Annotated in this window: 21 protein-coding genes; 11 read left to right on the top strand and 10 right to left on the bottom strand. The window is 32.8% G+C overall.

Features of this window, described 5'->3' with window-relative positions; translation table 11 throughout:
* Window positions 1-21 precede the first annotated feature (21 nt).
* The 5 genes from L987_RS09730 to L987_RS09715 all read left to right on the top strand — a co-directional run bounded on the left by L987_RS09730 (window position 22) and on the right by L987_RS09715 (window position 3714).
* A complete protein-coding gene (locus L987_RS09730) occupies window positions 22-1314 on the top strand; it encodes a Na+/H+ antiporter NhaC family protein (RefSeq protein WP_041784777.1) in 1293 nt (430 codons plus the stop codon).
* Window positions 1315-1677: 363 nt separating this feature from the next.
* The gene (locus L987_RS09725; protein WP_011302526.1) at window positions 1678-2184 is read left to right on the top strand and encodes an SRPBCC family protein; all 507 of its coding nucleotides are present in this window, start codon (window positions 1678-1680) and stop codon (window positions 2182-2184) included.
* Between the two features lie 122 nt (window positions 2185-2306).
* Window positions 2307-2522, top strand: coding sequence for a helix-turn-helix domain-containing protein (locus L987_RS13765; RefSeq protein ID WP_103301910.1), 216 nt, complete (start codon window positions 2307-2309; stop codon window positions 2520-2522).
* A 17-nt stretch (window positions 2523-2539) separates the two neighbouring features.
* Window positions 2540-2845, top strand: a complete 306-nt coding sequence (locus tag L987_RS13760) for a helix-turn-helix domain-containing protein (RefSeq protein WP_064205823.1) — start codon at window positions 2540-2542, stop codon at window positions 2843-2845.
* On the top strand, window positions 2767-3714 hold the full coding sequence (locus L987_RS09715; protein ID WP_107607738.1) for an IS3 family transposase: 948 nt from the start codon (window positions 2767-2769) through the stop codon (window positions 3712-3714). Before L987_RS13760 ends, L987_RS09715 begins: the two co-directional genes overlap by 79 nt.
* A gap of 60 nt (window positions 3715-3774) precedes the next feature.
* On the opposite strand, the gene L987_RS09710 is transcribed toward L987_RS09715, so the two are convergent.
* Window positions 3775-4542, bottom strand: a complete 768-nt coding sequence (locus L987_RS09710) for a MurR/RpiR family transcriptional regulator (protein ID WP_002482534.1) — start codon at window positions 4540-4542, stop codon at window positions 3775-3777.
* A 214-nt stretch (window positions 4543-4756) separates the two neighbouring features.
* Here L987_RS09710 and L987_RS09705 point away from each other — a divergent pair, with 214 nt between their 5' ends.
* Window positions 4757-6343, top strand: a complete 1587-nt coding sequence (locus L987_RS09705; protein WP_011302530.1) for an alpha-glucoside-specific PTS transporter subunit IIBC — start codon at window positions 4757-4759, stop codon at window positions 6341-6343.
* Between the two features lie 261 nt (window positions 6344-6604).
* On the opposite strand, the gene L987_RS09700 is transcribed toward L987_RS09705, so the two are convergent.
* Window positions 6605-7135 carry a hypothetical protein gene (locus L987_RS09700; protein ID WP_011302531.1) on the bottom strand — a complete coding sequence of 177 codons (531 nt, stop codon included), beginning with the start codon at window positions 7133-7135 and terminating at the stop codon, window positions 6605-6607.
* A gap of 258 nt (window positions 7136-7393) precedes the next feature.
* Here L987_RS09700 and L987_RS09695 point away from each other — a divergent pair, with 258 nt between their 5' ends.
* From L987_RS09695 to L987_RS09685, 3 genes are all read left to right on the top strand, one after another.
* On the top strand, window positions 7394-8308 hold the full coding sequence (locus tag L987_RS09695) for a bile acid:sodium symporter family protein (RefSeq protein ID WP_011302532.1): 915 nt from the start codon (window positions 7394-7396) through the stop codon (window positions 8306-8308).
* Between the two features lie 186 nt (window positions 8309-8494).
* Window positions 8495-9139, top strand: a complete 645-nt coding sequence (locus L987_RS09690) for an HAD family hydrolase (protein WP_047504439.1) — start codon at window positions 8495-8497, stop codon at window positions 9137-9139.
* A gap of 4 nt (window positions 9140-9143) precedes the next feature.
* Entirely contained in the window at window positions 9144-9335 is a 192-nt protein-coding gene (locus L987_RS09685; RefSeq protein ID WP_011302534.1) for a hypothetical protein, read from the top strand.
* Window positions 9336-9382: 47 nt separating this feature from the next.
* On the opposite strand, the gene L987_RS09680 is transcribed toward L987_RS09685, so the two are convergent.
* Genes L987_RS09680 through L987_RS09670 form a run of 3 tightly spaced genes read right to left on the bottom strand, consistent with a single transcriptional unit; the run spans window position 9383 to window position 10826 of the window.
* A complete protein-coding gene (locus L987_RS09680) occupies window positions 9383-9568 on the bottom strand; it encodes a hypothetical protein (protein ID WP_002482540.1) in 186 nt (61 codons plus the stop codon).
* Window positions 9565-9924, bottom strand: coding sequence for a hypothetical protein (locus L987_RS09675; protein WP_002482541.1), 360 nt, complete (start codon window positions 9922-9924; stop codon window positions 9565-9567). Before L987_RS09675 ends, L987_RS09680 begins: the two co-directional genes overlap by 4 nt.
* A 56-nt stretch (window positions 9925-9980) precedes the next feature.
* A complete protein-coding gene (locus L987_RS09670; protein ID WP_011302535.1) occupies window positions 9981-10826 on the bottom strand; it encodes a formate/nitrite transporter family protein in 846 nt (281 codons plus the stop codon).
* A gap of 431 nt (window positions 10827-11257) precedes the next feature.
* Here L987_RS09670 and L987_RS09665 point away from each other — a divergent pair, with 431 nt between their 5' ends.
* Both L987_RS09665 and L987_RS09660 read left to right on the top strand, forming a co-directional pair.
* Complete coding sequence (locus tag L987_RS09665) at window positions 11258-12646, top strand: amino acid permease (protein ID WP_047504436.1); 1389 nt, start codon at window positions 11258-11260, stop codon at window positions 12644-12646.
* 258 nt (window positions 12647-12904) lie between these two features.
* A complete protein-coding gene (locus L987_RS09660) occupies window positions 12905-14338 on the top strand; it encodes an alkaline phosphatase (RefSeq protein WP_011302537.1) in 1434 nt (477 codons plus the stop codon).
* Window positions 14339-14433: 95 nt separating this feature from the next.
* Here L987_RS09660 and L987_RS09655 read toward each other — a convergent pair whose 3' ends face one another.
* From L987_RS09655 to L987_RS09635, 5 genes are all read right to left on the bottom strand, one after another.
* Window positions 14434-15309 carry a MurR/RpiR family transcriptional regulator gene (locus tag L987_RS09655; RefSeq protein WP_047504431.1) on the bottom strand — a complete coding sequence of 292 codons (876 nt, stop codon included), beginning with the start codon at window positions 15307-15309 and terminating at the stop codon, window positions 14434-14436.
* 1 nt (window position 15310) lies between these two features.
* A complete protein-coding gene (locus L987_RS09650) occupies window positions 15311-16750 on the bottom strand; it encodes a PTS transporter subunit EIIC (RefSeq protein WP_011302539.1) in 1440 nt (479 codons plus the stop codon).
* Between the two features lie 72 nt (window positions 16751-16822).
* Window positions 16823-17710 (bottom strand): N-acetylmuramic acid 6-phosphate etherase, encoded by an 888-nt coding sequence (gene murQ, locus L987_RS09645; protein ID WP_011302540.1) that lies wholly within the window; start codon window positions 17708-17710, stop codon window positions 16823-16825.
* Between the two features lie 5 nt (window positions 17711-17715).
* Window positions 17716-18765 (bottom strand): MupG family TIM beta-alpha barrel fold protein, encoded by a 1050-nt coding sequence (locus L987_RS09640; protein ID WP_047504427.1) that lies wholly within the window; start codon window positions 18763-18765, stop codon window positions 17716-17718.
* A 97-nt stretch (window positions 18766-18862) separates the two neighbouring features.
* Window positions 18863-19192, bottom strand: coding sequence for a hypothetical protein (locus tag L987_RS09635; RefSeq protein ID WP_011302542.1), 330 nt, complete (start codon window positions 19190-19192; stop codon window positions 18863-18865).
* Between the last annotated feature and the right edge of the window lie 25 nt (window positions 19193-19217).

Genomic DNA, 19217 nt, shown 5'->3' with positions numbered 1-19217 from the left:
TTAAAGGAAAGTTGGTTTTGTATGGAGGAGACAAAGAAAGGTAATGCATGGGCACTGATACCTTTAATTATTTTTGTGGGTATGTTTTTAGGTGTTGGTATCATTACCGGCGATTTCACTACAATGCCCCTAAATGTTGCGATACTAGTAGCGACAATTGTGGGACTTGTATTAAATAGAAAAGAATCATTTCAAAAGAAAGTTGAAATTTTTACTAAGGGTGCAGGACATTCCAATATTATACTAATGATGCTCATTTTCTTATTAGCAGGAGCGTTTTCGCAAACAACTGAAGATATGGGTGGCGTAAAATCTACAGTGAATTTGGGACTATCTTTGATTCCTGAGAATTTAATCATTGTAGGTTTATTCGTGATATGTATGTTCGTGTCACTTTCTATGGGTACATCCGTGGGCACTGTAGCAGCTATAGCGCCTGTTGGCTTTGGACTAAGCCAACAGGCGGATGTCTCTGCAGCCATCACTATGGCGACGGTCGTAGGTGGGGCGATGTTTGGTGATAATTTATCAATGATTTCAGATACAACGATAGCTGCGGTAAGAACTCAAAAAACAAAAATGAGTGATAAGTTTAAGGTGAATATCAAAATCGTGTTACCTGGTGCCATATTTACTGTCATTGTACTTTGGTTTTTAACAAATGGAGCACAAATTGATGCATCTAAGAGCTACGATTATGATCTTATAAAAGTAGTACCTTATTTATTTGTACTCATACTCGCATTATTCGGCGTCAACGTTATTATTGTACTTATTGGCGGTATTATACTTTCAGCAATTATAGGTTTATTTTATGGTACCTTTGATTGGATTGGGTTATTAAGCTCTATTTCTAAAGGGATTATTGGCATGGAGGATATTGCCATTATTGCACTATTAATTGGTGGTCTAGTGGCATTGATACAACACAATGGTGGTATTACATGGTTACTTAATTTTGTGCGTAATAGAGTGAAATCTAAGCGTGGCGCAGAACTAGGAATTGCTGGCTTAGTGAGTGTGGCCGATATTTCAACTGCTAATAATACGATTTCTATATTAATGGCAGGGCCATTAGCTAAAGACATTTCAGATGAATATGGTGTAGATCCGCGTAAATCAGCAAGTATTCTAGATATGTTTGCAAGCTGTTTCCAAGGACTATTACCGTATAGTCCACAGCTTATTGCAGCAGCAGGTGTGGCATCTATATCACCGTTTGAATTGGTACCGTATGCGATTTATCCGATGATATTAGGGATTTGTGGTCTGATTGCTATCGCCTTTAGATTGCCGAGATTGGACAAGAAATAAACCCTAACAATCATGTGAAGTGAATATTTCATATGTATGGATGATTAACAGTCGTCATGCAAAATTGTTAAGTTTAATATAAATTGAGAGAGTGCGGAATCTTATGTATCATTTGATTTCTGACTCTCTTTTTTAAGTATAGACTAACGGCGTAGTACACGATGCTTTATTAAGTTTAATCCTAATTGTTAAAGATTTAAGAATGCAAAATTTTGACGTTTACTGACTATTAACGATAAAATAAAGTTGTTGAAAGTTTGATAAAATCATACAAACCACTCATATTTCGCATGATTATAGTTTAGAAGTCTTGTATAATGCGTTAGAATAGAAATAAGAGTGAAAGTAGGTGAACAATCCATCGTGGCTAAATATAATGTAGAGAATGAAAATGTTGAGATACGTCTTGAACGATTATTTAAAGTTGAACCAGAATTGTTATATCAAGCGTGGACAGATGAACGTTTTCTTAAACAATGGTTTATGACAACAGAAAGAACAAATAAATCAATCCAAGTAGATGCTGAACAAAATGGAAACTATACGATTATTGATGTAAGAAAAGGCAAAGAAAATAAAATTCAAGGATCATATCGTACGTTAACGCCTTTTGAATATATTGTAATGACCATAGGTATGCCAGAGCTAAGTGATTCTGAAGATACGATAGAAGTTGAAATATTCGAAAGAGAACCTGGCATCACACAAATGATTTTCAATTATACTGCGTATGTTCCTAGAGAACGTAGACTTACAACATTAGAATATAAGCAAAAGAAAAAAGAATACCATGATTCTACTGCACATGGTTTTGAAATGTTATTTGATAAACTACAAATTGCATTAGAAACATTTGAAGCGGAATTATAATTATAAAAAACGACAAAATATCATTTTAATACAAATAAAAAAAGGACTTACAAGCATGCTAAATGAATGATGTGCACCCCAAAAGTTGGACTAAAAATCTAACTTTTAGGGGTGTATTTTTTATGGGCAAACATTACAAATATGAATTTAAATTAAAGGTAGTTCAAGAATATTTGAATAGTTTATTAGGTTATAGAGCATTAACAAAGAAATATGAAATATCGAATAAAAGTTTAATCGAAAGGTGGGTTACACAATATAAAGAATTTGGACCCGAAGGGTTAAGTAAACGATTGAAAATAAAGTTTATACTAGAGAATTTAAGCTATATGTTTTAAGATTTAGACAAGAAAACATGTTGTCTTATCGAGAAACAGCAAGCCATTTTAAAATAAGTAATAGCGCCATGATATGTGCTTGGCAACGTATATTTGAAGAGAAAGGTATCCTCGGACTAGACAACAATCGGAAAGGACGTCCAAATAAAATGGATAAAAAACATTCGAAAGTAAAGTCTAAATCAACCGAATTAAAAGAAAGTGAACGCGAGGAATTAGAAAGACTAAGAAATGAAAATGAGATATTAAAAGCAGGTATAGCTTATCAAAAAAAGTTACAAGCCTTGACTCAAAATTACGAAACAAAACATTCGAAAAAGTAAAAATCATAAAAGTATTACATGAAACATTAAATTTTGGGCTCAGTCTATTATTTAAAGTTTCAAAAGTAGCTAAATCTGTTTATTACTATTGGCTAGAACGTTTTAAACAACCAAATAAAGATAAAGAATTAATTGAAACTATTAAAGCGATATGTGAAGAATGTGGATATATCTATGGCTATAGAAGAGTTACTCAATCCTTATCAAATAAAGGTATTAAAGTGAATCATAAAAAGGTAAGAAAGTTAATGAAAGAATTAAAACTCACTTGTACAAAATTTACACATAGAGGACGTAAGTATAAATCTTACAAAGGAAATGTAGGCAAAATAGCAAAACATTTATTAAAACGACGTTTTAATACGAATCGCCCTTATCAAAAAGTAGTGACTGATATTACAGAATTTAAGTTAAATAATGGATCAAAATTATATTTATCTGCATATATTGATTTATATAGTTCAGAAATTATGAGCTATAGTATTTCAAGTCACCCAACACTAGATATGGCTATCAATCCACTAAAAGAACTTTTAAATAAATGTCCAAATGTTAATTATCGATTAACTATACATTCAGATCAAGGTTGGCATTATCAAAATGCGAAATACGTAAATATTTTAAAAGAAAATAAAGTGTTTCAAAGTATGTCAAGAAAGGGAAATTGTCTCGATAATTCAGTTATGGAAAACTTTTTTGGATTATTGAAGCAAGAAATGTTTTATGGAAAAAAATTTGATCATTTTTATCAATTGGAGCTAGCTATTCAAAACTATATTATTTTTTATAATGATGAAAGAATTAAATCAAAATTAAAAGGCTTGTCTCCTAAAAATTTTAGGAAACAAACCTTTGAAATATTACACTAAACCAAAGTACAACTTTTGGGGTTCAGTACAAAATGAATTGATTGCTTGTAAGTCCTTTTTTTAGTGTGTGTTGAGTTCGCCTTTTTCTTGGCGTTCATTATATTTCCGTAGCAATGTTTCGAAAAAGATATGATAACTGATAAAGCTAGAGTAATCTATACCATCTACGAGATAAAACGTATTACTCGAAACATAGATATTATAATTTGCTTTTTGTGCTAGCGTGTTATCTTTCAATGTAGTTACTGAGAAAAAGTATTTTTGACGCAGTTGCAGTAAATTAGTGATATCTGAAAGTTGCGTTGTTTCTCCGGAAAGCGAAATGATAAAAAAGATATCTTTCGGTGTTGCTTTATTTAAGACCATTTTAAATTCATGAACATCATGTAGGACAATAATATTCTTATGAATTGTTAATAAAATCCGTTGTGCTTCTTGAGCAACATTCATCTGAGCTAAACCTGTACCGTATAGATAGACCGTTTCGGCTTGGTTAATTTTATCGGTAATCAGTTCATAATCAATGCGCTCTAAATAAGTGAACGTATTTTCAATTTCTTGTTTAAATCCTTCAATAGAGTCGGAAGGCAGCTGATGTGATTGTTCTGTTTCAAATTTTAAATAAGATTTAAAATCACTGTATCCGTCAAACCCAAGCTTACGTGTAAAACGATGGATCGTCGCATTGGATGCATGGGTATTCGCAGCTAATTCTTGTATTTTCATCGTTTTACATTGATTAATATGTGTATTAATAAAATGTGCTATATGTAAATCATTTTCGTTTAATTTATTAAAGTTATTATTGACGCGTTCATCTAAAAACAATGGTAATCACCTCACACTTAATGGAAATATTTTCAACTTTTGAAAATATAATCTGATTATACAAAATTATTCCAAATGACGTCAAACTATTGTTTTTATGTAAGCGTTTCCTTTAATATTAAGCATAAGCAATGAATACGATTGAATATAATAAAAAAGTATAGATGTTTAAAATTTTGAAAATTGAACTGATAGGAAATGAGGGAACACAGTTATGAACGCAATTAAAAGGTTTGGTAGTGCAATGATCGTACCTGTATTAATGTTTGCTTTCTTTGGTATTGTACTTGGGTTTGCAACACTATTTAAAAATCCATCAATTATGGGGAGTATTGCAGAAGAAGGAACGAATTGGTTTAAGATTTGGTCTGTGATTGAATCAGGTGGTTGGACGATATTTAATCACATGGAAATCGTCTTTGTAGTAGGTTTACCTTTATCATTAGCTAAGAAAGCACCGGGACACGCTGCCTTAGCTGCCTTAATGGGTTACTTAATGTTTAATACATTTATCAATGCAATACTTACGCAATGGCCACATACATTTGGCGCAAATTTGGAAAAAGGCGTTGAAAATGTAACAGGCCTTAAAGCGATTGCTGGTATAGAAACGCTCGATACAAACATATTAGGCGGTATTATCATCTCCAGTATCATAACTTGGATACATAATCGCTATTACAGTAAACGTCTTCCTGAAATGTTAGGGGTATTCCAAGGATTGACCTTTGTTGTTACGATTTCATTCTTTGTTATGTTGCCAGTTGCATTAATTACTTGTATTATTTGGCCAACTGTACAAGGAGGCATTTCATCATTACAAGGATTTATCATAGGTTCAGGTTATATTGGTGTATGGTTGTACCATTTCTTAGAGAGAGTGCTCATTCCAACTGGCCTACATCATTTCATTTATGCACCAATTGAAGTCGGCCCAGTAGTAGTTAATCACGGTTTGAAAGCCGAATGGTTCGAACATGTCAATGAGTTTGCTAAGAGTACGAAACCATTAAAAGAACAATTTCCTTATGGCTTTATGCTACAAGGTAATGGTAAAGTATTTGGTGCTATTGGTATTGCTTTAGCAATGTACTCTACGACACCTAAAGAGAATAAAAAGAAAATTGCAGCATTACTTATACCAGCAACATTAACTGCAGTCGTTGTAGGTATTACGGAACCATTAGAATTTACATTCTTATTTATTGCACCTTATTTATTTGTATTACATGCATTATTAGCTGCTACAATGGATACATTAATGTATGGATTTGGTCTTGTCGGTAATTTTGGCGGGGGACTTTTAGACTTCTTCGCAACAAACTGGATTCCTTTAGCACAAAACCATTGGCTAACATACGTATTCCAAATAATTATTGGTCTTGTATTTACAGCAATATATTACTTCTTATTTAGATTTTTAATTTTAAAATTCAATATTCCACTTCCTGGTCGTAAAAAAGATGAAGAAGATGTGAAATTGTATAGTAAACATGATTATAAAGATAAAAAAGGAGAAACAAAAACAACTGCATCTACTGGAAATGAGTATGAAGATAAAGCAATTTATTATTTAGAGGGCTTAGGTGGTAAGGAAAATATTAAAGATGTTACTAATTGTACGACACGTTTGAGATTGACTGTTAATGATCCAGAGAAAGTAGAAGATAGTGGGTATTTTACGCATAACCAAATGTCGCATGGATTAGTTAAGAGTGGTAAGAACGTACAAGTCGTTGTAGGTATGTCTGTGCCACAAGTAAGAGAGGCTTTTGAAAATATAGTGAATGAATCGCAGTAAAGTATAGTGGATTTTAGGGAGTGGGACAGAAATCAAATTTTCTAATAGAGATTTCGTGGTCCCACCCCGGCAAGGATGACTAGGATTGAAAATAGCTTGATATAAGCGCATTTTCACTTCAGTCATCTACTGCCTAAATGAAAAAGGGTCTGAGACATCTATTTTTGTCTCAGACTCTACTTAGTTATATTGGAATTAGTTCATGTCAACGCTATTTTAGGAAAAACGATATGTCATGCTTATTCCAAATTTATGTGAAGTTTATGAAATTCTTACTTTATGCATCAGTCTTGGTTGGTATACTGCTCCGAGTACATCTATATTATGTGTTGCAACTAAATATATTAATTTTGCAAATATAGAAGGTGAACATGAAACATTTATCTTGTTTCTATTGAAGGTATAAGAGATATAGTCAGTTTGATTGATTAAATTCATGATGTCGATGACTTTATCTTTTATAAATGCATCATGTAGACCATCTACGACTAATTCAAAACGTTTCGATGATAATAATAAGTGATCTAATGCTAACAGTTCATCTGAATGTGCACTTTCTAGTATTTGATAGATGGCATAATTATGAAAACTTAAAAAGCTAATCAAATATGGTAGCTGTTGTTTCGGTAAATTTATCTCTAAAGCATATAAATTATTTTTCTTGAAAATAGTGAATTTAAAAGAATTACAAAAGTGAATTTGTTTTAAAAGTTTTGTTAAGTGCTTTCTCGTCGCGCGCTTACCAAGACCTTCAATATTTAACACAAACGTTTCAGTTTTATCTAAAAACATATTATACCCCCAATATCTATATAAAGTGTTTTATCGTTATTAATCATAATATTCTATTACACTTAAATTTTTACATATTTATATTTCTATTAGATTGTACCACTCTTTTTTACAGTAAGCACTAGGTCTATAGAATGAAGTTGAAAAAAATTTAAACACTAGTATTTAAAAAATTAGAATATTTAGAAAATTCAGTTGTTTGAGGGCTTAAAGTATGATACATTTTTCTTTGTTAATACATAGAGGGAAGTGTTTAAGATGTTATCAAAAGTTAGTAGATTTGCCACCAACACATTCTTAGTATGGATGTTAATTGCTGCAATTATTGGATTTATTTTTCCAGCACAGTTAGCTACATTGAGCGGATGGGTACCATATTTATTGGGTATTGTGATGTTGGGGATGGGGTTAACAATTGATCCCAAAGACTTTAAAATTGTATTTCAGTCGCCACGTTCAGTTATTATTGGCGTCATTTTACAATATACGATTATGCCATTAACGGCATTTTTAATAGCAAAATTATTTCATTTACCACCAGAAGTTGCAATTGGTGTTATATTAGTAGGCTGTTGTCCAGGAGGGACATCAAGTAACGTTATGAGTTACTTAGCTAATGCGAATGTTGCGCTATCAGTTGCCATCACAAGTGTTTCAACTTTACTTGCGCCAATTATGACACCAGCATTAATATATTTATTTGCGCATGAATGGCTACAAGTTTCATTCATGAGTATGTTTTGGTCAGTCATTCAAGTTATATTGATACCGATATTGATTGGTTTTATATTACAAAAGGTATTCAAAAATTTTGCGGCCAAATCTGCTACGGCATTGCCAATTGTATCTGTAGTTGCTATTTCATTAATTTTAGCATCAGTCGTTGGAGGGAGTAAATCACAGATTCTTGAAACTGGTTTATTAATCTTTGCTGTTGTTATCTTGCATAATATAGTAGGTTATACACTTGGTTATACGCTAGCACGTATATTTAAACTAGAGAGAGCAGACAAGAAAGCAGTATCTATTGAAGTTGGAATGCAAAATTCTGGTCTGGCAGTATCGTTAGCGACTGTGCATTTTAGTCCGCTAGCAGCTGTTCCGGGTGCAGTATTTAGTTTAGTACATAATATTACAGGACCAATTTTAGCAAAATACTGGAATAAACGTTAAAATCTTAATCAACAGTGGGTACACAAATGACACTACGACTTTAAGTAGTGAATTTAGGTACCCACTTTTTTTGGTGTGAAATTGATAAGATAAAGAAGATTAATTACACTTGAAATTATGATAAGCTATTACTAAATAGAAACGATTAAATTATTGAATTGTGAAGCAATTATTGGAGGCATATTCATGTATAAAGCAGTGGTATTTGATTTTGATGGTACGATGATTGATACAGAAAAACATCTATTTGAAATCATCAATAAACATTTAAAACAGCATAAGCAAAATGAAATTAGCTTAGACTATTATCGACAATCGATTGGTGGTGCTGCAACCGCATTACATAATTATTTAGAGGAAGTACTTGGTATTGACAATAAAAATAAAATTTATGAAGAGCATCATGAAACAAGTGTGGATTTACCGATTATTGAATCTGTACAAAAGTTAATGGATTATTGTAAACAACACCATATACCAATGGCAATCGCAACAAGTAGTTATCGAGAAGATATTCTGCCAACATTTAAAAACTTAGGTTTAGATGCTTATATAGATATTATTGTAGGACGTGAGGATGTTGCAGCAATTAAACCGAATCCAGATCCATATTTAACAGCAGTGCAAAAACTAAATTACAATCCTACGAATTGTCTTGCGTTAGAAGACTCTGTTAATGGTGCCACGGCTGCTGTTACCGCAGGATTAGATGTCATTGTTAATACAAACGAGATGACAGAATTACAAGATTTTAATGAGGTTGCTTATATAGGAAAAGATTTATCTGCAGAAGAAATTATAAAATTATGTTTTGAAAATAATAGGGGTTAATACTATGAATGGTTATTTGATATTGTTTTTCTTAGGTGGACCTATCATATTAGCGATTGGTAATTTAGTACTAGGACCTATTTTTAATAAAAAGATACCGTTTCATATTCATTTCCGTTCGTTTATGGTGGGTACTTTAGTTTATTTATTAGGCGCAGCAGCACTTTATTATTTTGTCTTACAAAATCAATTTTGATATTAAAAAAGGCTGTCGTGTTAAAACACGGCAGCCATTTTATGTTTCTATGATAAAAATTTAAATAGAAGTGTTACGATAACAAGAATAAGTAGAATCGCATCGATTCCCACCATAATGGCAAAACGAGGATTCTTTTCACCTGTTTCTTTTGATTTTTTAACAGCTTTAAGGTTGGGTATCAAACTTACGATTAACAAAATCATAACAACGACGCCTAAGATAATACTCATGATTTGTCACCACCATTTTTATTTTTTGCAATAAATTCCCATACATAACCAGCAATAATCCCGAGAATTAAGCCAATGACAATACCTACTTTCAGAGCGGAGAATATCGCACTAATGAGTATTGCAATAAGTAATGCGATTGGAATGGTTATTCCAAATTTATATTTTCTTTCAGGTGAATTTACTATAGAGAAAAGCACAAAATATAAAATGCCAAAGACAACGATGACAAGTATACTTTTTAATATGAGTTGCCCAATGGAACTATCGGAACCACTAAAATAATTTAATACGAAAAATAACACACCAAAAATGATGGAAATCGTAATTGTACGTTTCAGTAAGTGTTGATTCATATAAAACTCCTTTGTAATCAAATCTAATAAAGAGTATACCATACAATGTATTTAAGTTAATGTTTCACTGGTTTAGTTGATACTTTGTGATCATATTGATGGTGATCATTTAAATATGCATAGAATAAACCTATAATTAAACCACCCCCGATATAATTCCCAATACCTGCACCAATCAGATTGATAACTGCAGGAGTTAAAGCTAATACGTTACTATGATAAATGAGACCGCCTGCGAAAAGGACAGTATTGTATACGACATGTTCATAACCCATAAATGCAAAAATTGACACACCAAACATCATGACAAACATTTTAGCTAAAATATCATCTATTTGCATCGCAATGACTAAAGAAATATTAATGAAGAAATTTGCAAAAATACCTTTAATTAATATCGCTATCAAACTTGAAGATAATGTTTTATGTTCAATGGTTGCCTCTAATTGCGTAAACATATCAACTGTCATAACATCAGAGCCTTTTAATATAAGAAAGAAAACTAGGCCACCTAAGGCATTCCCAATAAAGCAAAGCATGAAGATTTTTAAAACACGAGTTGGACTGATAACGCGATAATATAAACCAACAGTAAAATACATAAAGTTGCTTGTCAGTAGCTCTGAATTTGTAAATAGTATTAAAACAAGCGCAAAACTAAATGCGACAGCAGCCACTAAATTGATAACACCTGTGGGAACATGTGTATCAAGAGAAGCTTTAATAAGTAATACAAATACTGTGATGACACCTAATATAAATCCAGCCATGATGGCGCGAAGTAAATAACGTTTGAAATAAAAACTTTGAAGTATATCCTTTGTTCTTATTGTATCTACTACATGATTTATCCAAGATTTACCGTAAAAGACTTTATCCCATTTAACATTTTTTTCGTTCACTTTATTATCCTCACTTTCTTTAATTAAGCATAGTATACTACGAAGTGATTAAATTGTGAATATTTTCACAAAATATATTTTGATAAGCTATAAAGTATTTAAGTGATGTTTGAATAAAATGAATTTTCCTTATGAGCCTAAATCATTGAATATCATGCGCAAAGTACTGATGGATAGTGATATGGTGCTTTCTTTAAAACTTATTTATATAGATGTTTAAAACCTATATTTAAAAAATGTAGGATTGAAGTAATAAAATAATAAAAAAAGACTTTGCTTTTTTTACTAAAATCGCATACAATTAATGACGGAAAATGTAAACCCTTACATAATTCAAAATAATTGTTTAAATTTTTTGAATTTATAGTATAATAGCGACATAATAAGTGAAATGAAATTTACTTATATTTGAAAGAGATGGGGTTTGAATGATGGAAGAAAATAATGAATTACAAAGGGGATTAGGTGCTCGTCAAATGCGTATGATCGCTCTTGGCGGAACAATCGGTGTTGGATTGTTTATGGGGGCAACCAGCACTATAAAATGGACAGGTCCTTCTGTGATATTCGCATATTTAATTGCAGGTATCTTTTTATTCTTAGTAATGAGAGCAATGGGAGAAATGGTTTACTTACATCCAACTTCTGGTTCTTTTGCTAACTTTGCAAGTGATTACATACATCCAGTGGCAGGGTACTTAACAGCTTGGAGTAATATATTCCAATGGGTTGTTGTAGGAATGAGTGAGGTCATTGCCGTTGGAGAATATATGAACTACTGGTTCCCAGATTTACCACAGTGGATTCCTGGTGTTATTGTGGTTGCACTATTAGCAGGTGCAAACCTTGTATCTGTTAAGGCGTTCGGTGAATTTGAATTCTGGTTTGCAATGATTAAAGTTGTAACAATTATATTAATGATTGTTGCTGGCTTTGGATTAATTTTCTTTGGACTTGGTAATGGTGGAGAAGCGATCGGCTTATCTAATTTATGGTCACATGGTGGTTTCATGCCTAATGGTTGGATTGGATTCTTCTTTGCGCTATCAATTGTTATTGGTTCATATCAAGGTGTGGAATTAATTGGTATTACAGCTGGTGAGACGAAAGATCCGCAGAAAAATATTAAAAGTGCGGTTAATGGTGTTATCTGGCGTATATTAATTTTCTATATTGGTGCAATTTTTGTGATTGTTACTGTTTATCCATGGGATGAATTAGGAAACATAGGTAGTCCTTTTGTAGCAACATTTGCGAAAGTAGGTATTACCTTTGCAGCTGGTTTAATTAACTTTGTTGTATTGACTGCAGCAATGTCAGGTTGTAACTCAGGTATATTCAGTGCTAGTCGTATGACATTGAACTTATCTCAAAAAGGCATGTTACCTAAATTCTTTGGTAAAGTTATGAAAAATGGTGTTCCAATTTGGACTGTACTTGCCATTGCAATTGGTATTTTAATTGGTGCATTATTAAATGTTATCTTACCTTTATTCATTAAAGGTGCAGACAGTATCTTTGTTTACGTATATAGTGCGTCAATCTTACCTGGTATGGTACCGTGGTTTATGATTTTAATTAGTCATTTAAGATTTAGAAAAAATCATCCTGACGAATTAGATGGTCACCCATTCAAGATGCCTGGTGGTGCTATAACAAACTATATTACGATGGCATTCTTTATAATGGTATTGATTGGTATGTTGTTTAATAAAGAAACCGTCGTTTCAGTTGTAATTGGTATTATATTCTTATTATTTATGACATTATTCTTTTTCTTAAAAGGCTACCATAAATTGAGTAAAGACAAACTGATATAAGTAAAGTAAATATTAGAAATAGCTTGAATGCTTATTGAAGTATAACGAGTCTGAGACAAAAATAGATGTCTCAGGCTCTGTTTGTTTTTTTATTAAAATAATTTCAACATAAAAGGTTTCATATTTATTTAATAAGCTATTTATATTCATAATATAGTTAATTTACAGAAAATTAACTATATTAAAATGTTCACTCAAAACTAGTGTTTTAAACTGAATGTGTAGCACGATAATACATATTAAAGGAGTTATTAATTTATGAAAATCTTCAATAGGTTAGCAACTATTTCTGTAGCAAGTGCAATTGTGGCTGGTACAGCATTGGGGAGTGCACAACCAACTTATGCATCAGGCGGAGGACAAGATTCAAATCAAAATGATGAAGTTTCATATATGGGAAATACTAAAAATCCTAAAAATGTGATTTTCCTTGTGGGCGATGGTATGGGACCTTCATATAACTCTGCATACCGTTATTTTGCAGATAATCCTGAAACAAAAGAAATGGATAAAACAGCATTTGATCATTATTTAGCAGGTAACCAACGTACAAATCCAGATGATCCAAAAGAAAATGTAACGGATTCAGCTGCTGGGGCAACTGCTTTTAGTTCTGGTCATAAAACATATAATGGTGCAATTGGTGTTGATGAAAATAAAAAGGATGTTAAAACTGTTTTAGAACAAGCTAAAGAAAATGGTAAGTCAACTGGACTTGTGTCTACTGCTGAACTTACGGATGCTACACCAGCAGCTTATGCGTCACATGTTGATGATCGTGATAAAAAAGATGAAATTGCGCAACAATTTTATAATGATAAAATAAATGGCCAACACAAAGTGGACGTGCTACTTGGTGGCGGTGCTGAATATTTCGGAAAAGAGAATGGTAACCTCACAGATAAATTAAAAAAAGATGGTTATGATATTGTGAAGAATAAATCGCAAATGCAAAACTCTAATAGCAAGCAAATACTAGGTTTATTTGCAGATAATGATATGCCTTTACAAATTGATGCACCAAAACAAAATCCAAAACTTGTTGATATGACAGATACTGCTGTTAATAAATTGAAACAAAATGATAAAGGATTCTTCTTAATGGTAGAGGGTGCTTCAATTGATAAATCTGGTCATCCTAATGATGTTACTGGCGTAATGTCTGAAATGCAAGGTTTTGAAAAAGCATTTGACTATGCAACACAATACGCTAAAGCAAATCCAGATACGCTAGTCGTTGCGACTGCTGACCATTCAACAGGTGGGTTATCCATTGCTAAGGGTAAAGACTACGTTTGGAATCCAGATGCGATTCACTCAATGAAACATTCAGGTTCTTATATGACAAAGCAAATTGCTAGTGGTAAAGACGCTGCGAAAGTCATTAAAGAGGGTTATGGATTTGATGTAAAACAAAGTCAAATTGATAAAATTAATGAAGAAGCTAAAAAATTAAAAGATCTTGATGAAGATGACGAAAAATATAAAGATCAATTACAAAAACTACAAGATGCAGTACAAAAACCAATTAACGATAAGTCTAATACTGGATGGACAACGTATGGTCATACTGGTGAAGATGTAAATACTTATGCATTTGGTCCAGGTAGTGACCGATTCCAAGGTAACATTGATAATACAGATAATGCCAAAAACATCTTTGATTTTTTCAAAAATGATCAATCATCTTAATTCAATTTCATAACTAAGAAAACAAATAAAACACTTTCTCTAAGTTCACAATACAATGTGATCATTAGGGAAAGTGTTTTTTTTGTAAAAAGTAATTAGTGTTTAAACCGAATGGTAGATAAATGCTTACGATAATTATCTAAAGCCATTTTAGATTGTGTAATTGAATCCAGTGCACTTTGGTAATTTAAGGCAATATAGCGATAATATAAAATATCAACAGTAAACAATTGTGCGAATAGAGATGTCGTGGCAGCCATGCGCAATTCATTTTCATCTGTTTGGCCATAAATAATGGTGTAATCTGATATTTTAGCAACTGGATTATCATTTGAACTAGAAATTGTAATAATAGGTATCGTATAATCTTTAGCGACTTTTGCCATGGATTGCATTTCGCTATGACTACCTTGATTCGTAACAAAAATAATACAGTCACGTTCATCATGGGTAGCTAGCGTCGACATGAATAAATGCGTCTCTTGAAGTAGACGAACATTAAGTCCTATGCGCGATAATTTTTGGAAAAGGTCAGTCACTATCACGAGAGAGGCACCATAGCCAAATAGAAAGATTGTACGTGCACGCTTCATCGTATCGCATATGTGATCTATCATTTGGTCATCAATATGATTAGATACATAATTCATCGTATCAGTGACACGAGATAACATTTTGTTTTTAAGTGTATCTACAGATTCATTATCTACAAGTTCTAGATGATTATTGTTAATTGCATCATTAGGTAAATAACGAGATATAGCGATTTTAAGCTCTTGAAATCCTTTTCCAGTTATTTTCTTACTAAATCTAACAATGGATGCAGTACTTGTATCAATTTCATTTGATAAATCTTGGACAGACATATTTATCATTTTATGCGGTGTAATTAGTATGAAGTCAGCGATTTTTTTCTCGCTTTTAGTTAATTGATTATAATTGCTATCAATTTTATAAAGTACGTTGGTCATTTTAATCACCTAGTGTATCAGATTCTCGCATAGCTTTCGTTGTACCAAAGAAATAGGTGAATATGAAACCACCTGCATATGCTACGAGTAGTCCTGCAATGTAACCTAAATACATATGATCTGAAATCAAAGGTAATAAAGAAATACCACTTGGTCCAATTGCAGTTGCGCCTATGTGACCAATACCACCTATGACTGCACCGCCAATACCGCCACCAATACAAGCAGTAATGAATGGCTTGCCTAGTGGTAATGTCACACCATAAATTAATGGCTCTCCAATGCCTAAAAATCCTACTGGCAAAGCACCTTTCAGTGTGTCTCTTAAGGTTGTATTTTTACGACATCTTACCCAAAGTGCAAGCGCTGCACCAACTTGTCCAGCACCTGCCATTGCTGCAATAGGAAGTAAATAAGTAGCACCTGTTTGATTAATCATTTCAATGTGAATAGGCGTAAACATATGATGTAATCCTAACATAACTAATGGTAGGAAGAATGCACCGATGATAAAGCCGCTAAAGACGCCGCCAATATCGATGATGCCGTTAATCACAGTAACAAGTCCGTCAGAAACGAACCCAGCTAAAGGCATAAATATAAAGATTGTTAACAAACCAATGATAAATAAAGTGATTGTAGGCGTAACAATAATGTCGATTGAATTAGGGACGATTTTATGTAGACGTTTCTCTATAATACTGAGTAACCAAACTGCAAAGATTACGCCAATAATACCACCTTGGCCAGGTTGAAGGGGTTCACCAGTAAAAATATTAGTAATCATATTTTTGTCTGTTAATCCCGTCAATAATGTTGTACCACCGATGACGCCACCTAAACCAGGTGTAGCACCAAATTCTTTTGCAGCATTGATGCCAGTGAAGATAGCGAGGTAGGCTAACATACCATCTTTGATAACGTTAAATACCGTAACAAGTTGAGTTACCCACTCGCCAGAAATTTGTCCTGCTGCTAATAAGTTACTTAATACAGCGGCGATACCGCCAATTAAACCCGCACCAATAAATGCAGGAATTAAAGGTATGAAAATATTAGCTATGGTCTTTAATAATTTATTGAATTTACCACGTTTTTGTTTACTTTGGAATTCAGATTTATTTGCTTGGGCTTGTGCTTCGGCATTTGCACGGTAGTCTTTCGATTTATGTTTGATTGTTTCTCCTAAAGGGGCACCGCTTAATTCGGACATGTGAGATGCCACTTTATTAACCGTTCCTGGCCCTACAACGACTTGTACACGGTCATCTTTAACTACGCCCATAACACCTTTAATTGATTTTAGTTGTTCGTAATCAATTTTATCTTCATCGAGTACTTTAATTCTAACGCGAGTCATACAATTAATGATATTATCCATATTATCGATGCCACCAACCGCGTCAATGATATGTTCTGCTAATATTTGCTCTTTTGTCATAATATAACCTCCTCTTATATTGAATACAGGTAATCATTCTTGAATAAATTTGCTTAGTGATATCGTGGTGAATTAATTCTGTATTGCTTTTTTAATGATATGATTATTATCGTTAAGTCGAGTAACGGCTTCAGATTTATTAATATCGCAGAGATGCATGACGACGGCTACTTTTAAGTTTTGATCAGCGGATTCATAAAGTGATTGCGCTTGATTATATGAAATGTCACATATGTCTTGAATAATCCGTATGGAACGATCTATTAACTTTTGGTTTGTTGCTTTTACATCTACCATGAGGTTATCGTAAACTTTACCAACACCTACCATTGTAATTGTGGAAATCATATTCAATATTAACTTTTGCGCTGTTCCAGATTTCAATCTTGTTGAGCCAGTTAATACTTCTGGTCCTACATTCACTTCGATTGGATATTGTGCTAGGTCACTTATTTTGGTGTTTGTGTTACAAGATATAGCGACTGTGTGTGCTCCAATCTCTGTAGCACATTTGAGTCCGCCCATAACATAGGGCGTGCTGCCGCTAGCTGCAATACCAATAACAACATCTTTTTCATTTAGATGTATATGTTTTAAGTCTTCACGCGCAAGCGACTCACTATCTTCTGCACCTTCAACTGCTACTGTCATTGCACGTTGTCCACCAGCTATGAGTCCAATAACTTCATTAGTTGAAGTATTAAAAGTCGGTACACATTCTGCTGCATCGAGGACACCTAAACGACCACTGGTTCCAGCCCCGATATAAATGATGCGACCACCTTGTTTAAATTGTTCCGTTGTAACTTTAATTACTTCTGCTAATTTTGGTAATATATCATGAATTTGTTGGGGTACTTTTTGATCTTCAGCATTCATAGTTTCTAAGGCTTGTATAATGGACATTTCATCTAAATGCATGGTTGCTTCATTTCTTGCTTCAGTCATAGAATTATTCATAAATTTCAGCTCCTTGTTTGTATAATAAATTCAAAGGTATCATTAGGACGTAAGCAATCAATGAGCGGTATATCATCGTCAATAATTTGACCAACAACATTTATATGTTCGTGAGGGTGTAAATCTGTCTTGATAATTTGCAGTTCTCCTTGATAGCGACCATTGAGTTGGTTGTCTACGGTAATAGCGCCTGTTTTTCGGATATGATTAAATTGAGGTTTTATATCTGATTGACAATAATGACGTGCTTCTTGTGAGCGCAGTACATTTGCTGGGTTATCGATACGGACGCTATGTCGTTTTGATAATATGGATTTAACTTGTAAGTCTTTTAATGTGATAGATAAAGTGAAATGTCTTTGTGTTAAAAGTGATATGAGTTTATGAGCGTATCGTTGTGTTATTTGTGTATCGCCAACCATGATATGGTTTACTGATTGATCTAGTAATAGTTGAGCACTTTTAAGGGGGTGCATATATCTCGAGCATTCGAGTGTTGGTAATCCTCTATAAAGTGGGCCACGTTTTGTAGTTCCAACTATAAAGCCATAGATATTGGCATTAGGATTAAATTTCAAAATTAATTTATTTTGAGCGTTAACAAAATCTGTCGTTAATCCAGTATCTGGACGAGGATAATAGTTATGACAATAGCATATATAACTAAAATCATTTAACTGAGTATATAACTGTTGCAACAATTGTTCGGATACAATACTGGCATTGAGACAACATTGGAATCCATTTTCAATAATTTCATTGACAATATCAATAGAAGTACTATGATCTACGCGAATAATAAAATGCGCCTGCTGATATTGCTTCAAGAATTGATAGAAAGATTGATTCAGCAATGAAGGATTGATATCAATCATATAAGTCAGCTGATCGTTTGATAGATAGTCTAAAAGTTCTCCCAAATAGCGATATTTAGTATTCTCATTGTCTTCAGGAATTTGAACTGAAGTGAAAATAGTCGTGTATCCTAACTCAACCATGCGTCTTATATATGATTTATCGATGGATTGACCAAGATAAATAGAAAAACCATGCATTTTTACCACTCCTTTAATGCTGTAATCGGTTTCATTGTACAACATATGAAAAAGTATTACAATTTGAATTTCTATTTTTATTTAAAATGAAATTTTATTACAAATAATAGGAAAGTACTTGATGGATATGCATTAAACGTTGTTGGATAAGTTCGATATGTTTCGTGGTATTGCCGATCGTTAATTCGTCGAGCGGTTGTTCCATTTGATTGCTTAAAAAAGTAAAGTAATTATAATGAAAAAGGGATAATTGATACAAAGCATCTTGTTTAAATTCAGTATATTCTTGCTCTATAAAATCATGAACATCCTGTTTATATTGAAGTTTCTTTTTATGATTGGTAACATAAGCAAATTTATATATCTCGATTAAATTGAGTAACTTGGTTATACGTTTTTCTAAGTTGTGAAATTCTAGGTGATACATAGAATCATCCTTTCGTTAAATTGTG

It is taken from the genome of Staphylococcus sp. ZWU0021 (genome assembly GCF_000798895.1).
Classification (GTDB): Bacteria; Bacillota; Bacilli; order Staphylococcales; family Staphylococcaceae; genus Staphylococcus; species Staphylococcus saprophyticus.
The sequence above is the reverse complement of the archived record's forward strand: the minus strand, read 5'-3'. Positions and strand labels throughout refer to the sequence as shown.

Coding starts and splice junctions, on each gene's coding strand:
- L987_RS09730 (WP_041784777.1), top strand. CDS start 22: ATGGAGGAGACAAAGAAAGGTAATGCATGGGCACTGATACCTTTAATT.
- L987_RS13765 (WP_103301910.1), top strand. CDS start 2,307: ATGGGCAAACATTACAAATATGAATTTAAATTAAAGGTAGTTCAAGAA.
- L987_RS13760 (WP_064205823.1), top strand. CDS start 2,540: ATGTTGTCTTATCGAGAAACAGCAAGCCATTTTAAAATAAGTAATAGC.
- L987_RS09705 (WP_011302530.1), top strand. CDS start 4,757: ATGAACGCAATTAAAAGGTTTGGTAGTGCAATGATCGTACCTGTATTA.
- L987_RS09700 (WP_011302531.1), bottom strand. CDS start 7,135: ATGTTTTTAGATAAAACTGAAACGTTTGTGTTAAATATTGAAGGTCTT.
- L987_RS09695 (WP_011302532.1), top strand. CDS start 7,394: ATGTTATCAAAAGTTAGTAGATTTGCCACCAACACATTCTTAGTATGG.
- L987_RS09690 (WP_047504439.1), top strand. CDS start 8,495: ATGTATAAAGCAGTGGTATTTGATTTTGATGGTACGATGATTGATACA.
- L987_RS09685 (WP_011302534.1), top strand. CDS start 9,144: ATGAATGGTTATTTGATATTGTTTTTCTTAGGTGGACCTATCATATTA.
- L987_RS09680 (WP_002482540.1), bottom strand. CDS start 9,568: ATGAGTATTATCTTAGGCGTCGTTGTTATGATTTTGTTAATCGTAAGT.
- L987_RS09675 (WP_002482541.1), bottom strand. CDS start 9,924: ATGAATCAACACTTACTGAAACGTACAATTACGATTTCCATCATTTTT.
- L987_RS09665 (WP_047504436.1), top strand. CDS start 11,258: ATGGAAGAAAATAATGAATTACAAAGGGGATTAGGTGCTCGTCAAATG.
- L987_RS09660 (WP_011302537.1), top strand. CDS start 12,905: ATGAAAATCTTCAATAGGTTAGCAACTATTTCTGTAGCAAGTGCAATT.
- L987_RS09655 (WP_047504431.1), bottom strand. CDS start 15,309: ATGACCAACGTACTTTATAAAATTGATAGCAATTATAATCAATTAACT.
- L987_RS09650 (WP_011302539.1), bottom strand. CDS start 16,750: ATGACAAAAGAGCAAATATTAGCAGAACATATCATTGACGCGGTTGGT.
- murQ (WP_011302540.1), bottom strand. CDS start 17,710: ATGAATAATTCTATGACTGAAGCAAGAAATGAAGCAACCATGCATTTA.
- L987_RS09640 (WP_047504427.1), bottom strand. CDS start 18,765: ATGCATGGTTTTTCTATTTATCTTGGTCAATCCATCGATAAATCATAT.
- L987_RS09635 (WP_011302542.1), bottom strand. CDS start 19,192: ATGTATCACCTAGAATTTCACAACTTAGAAAAACGTATAACCAAGTTA.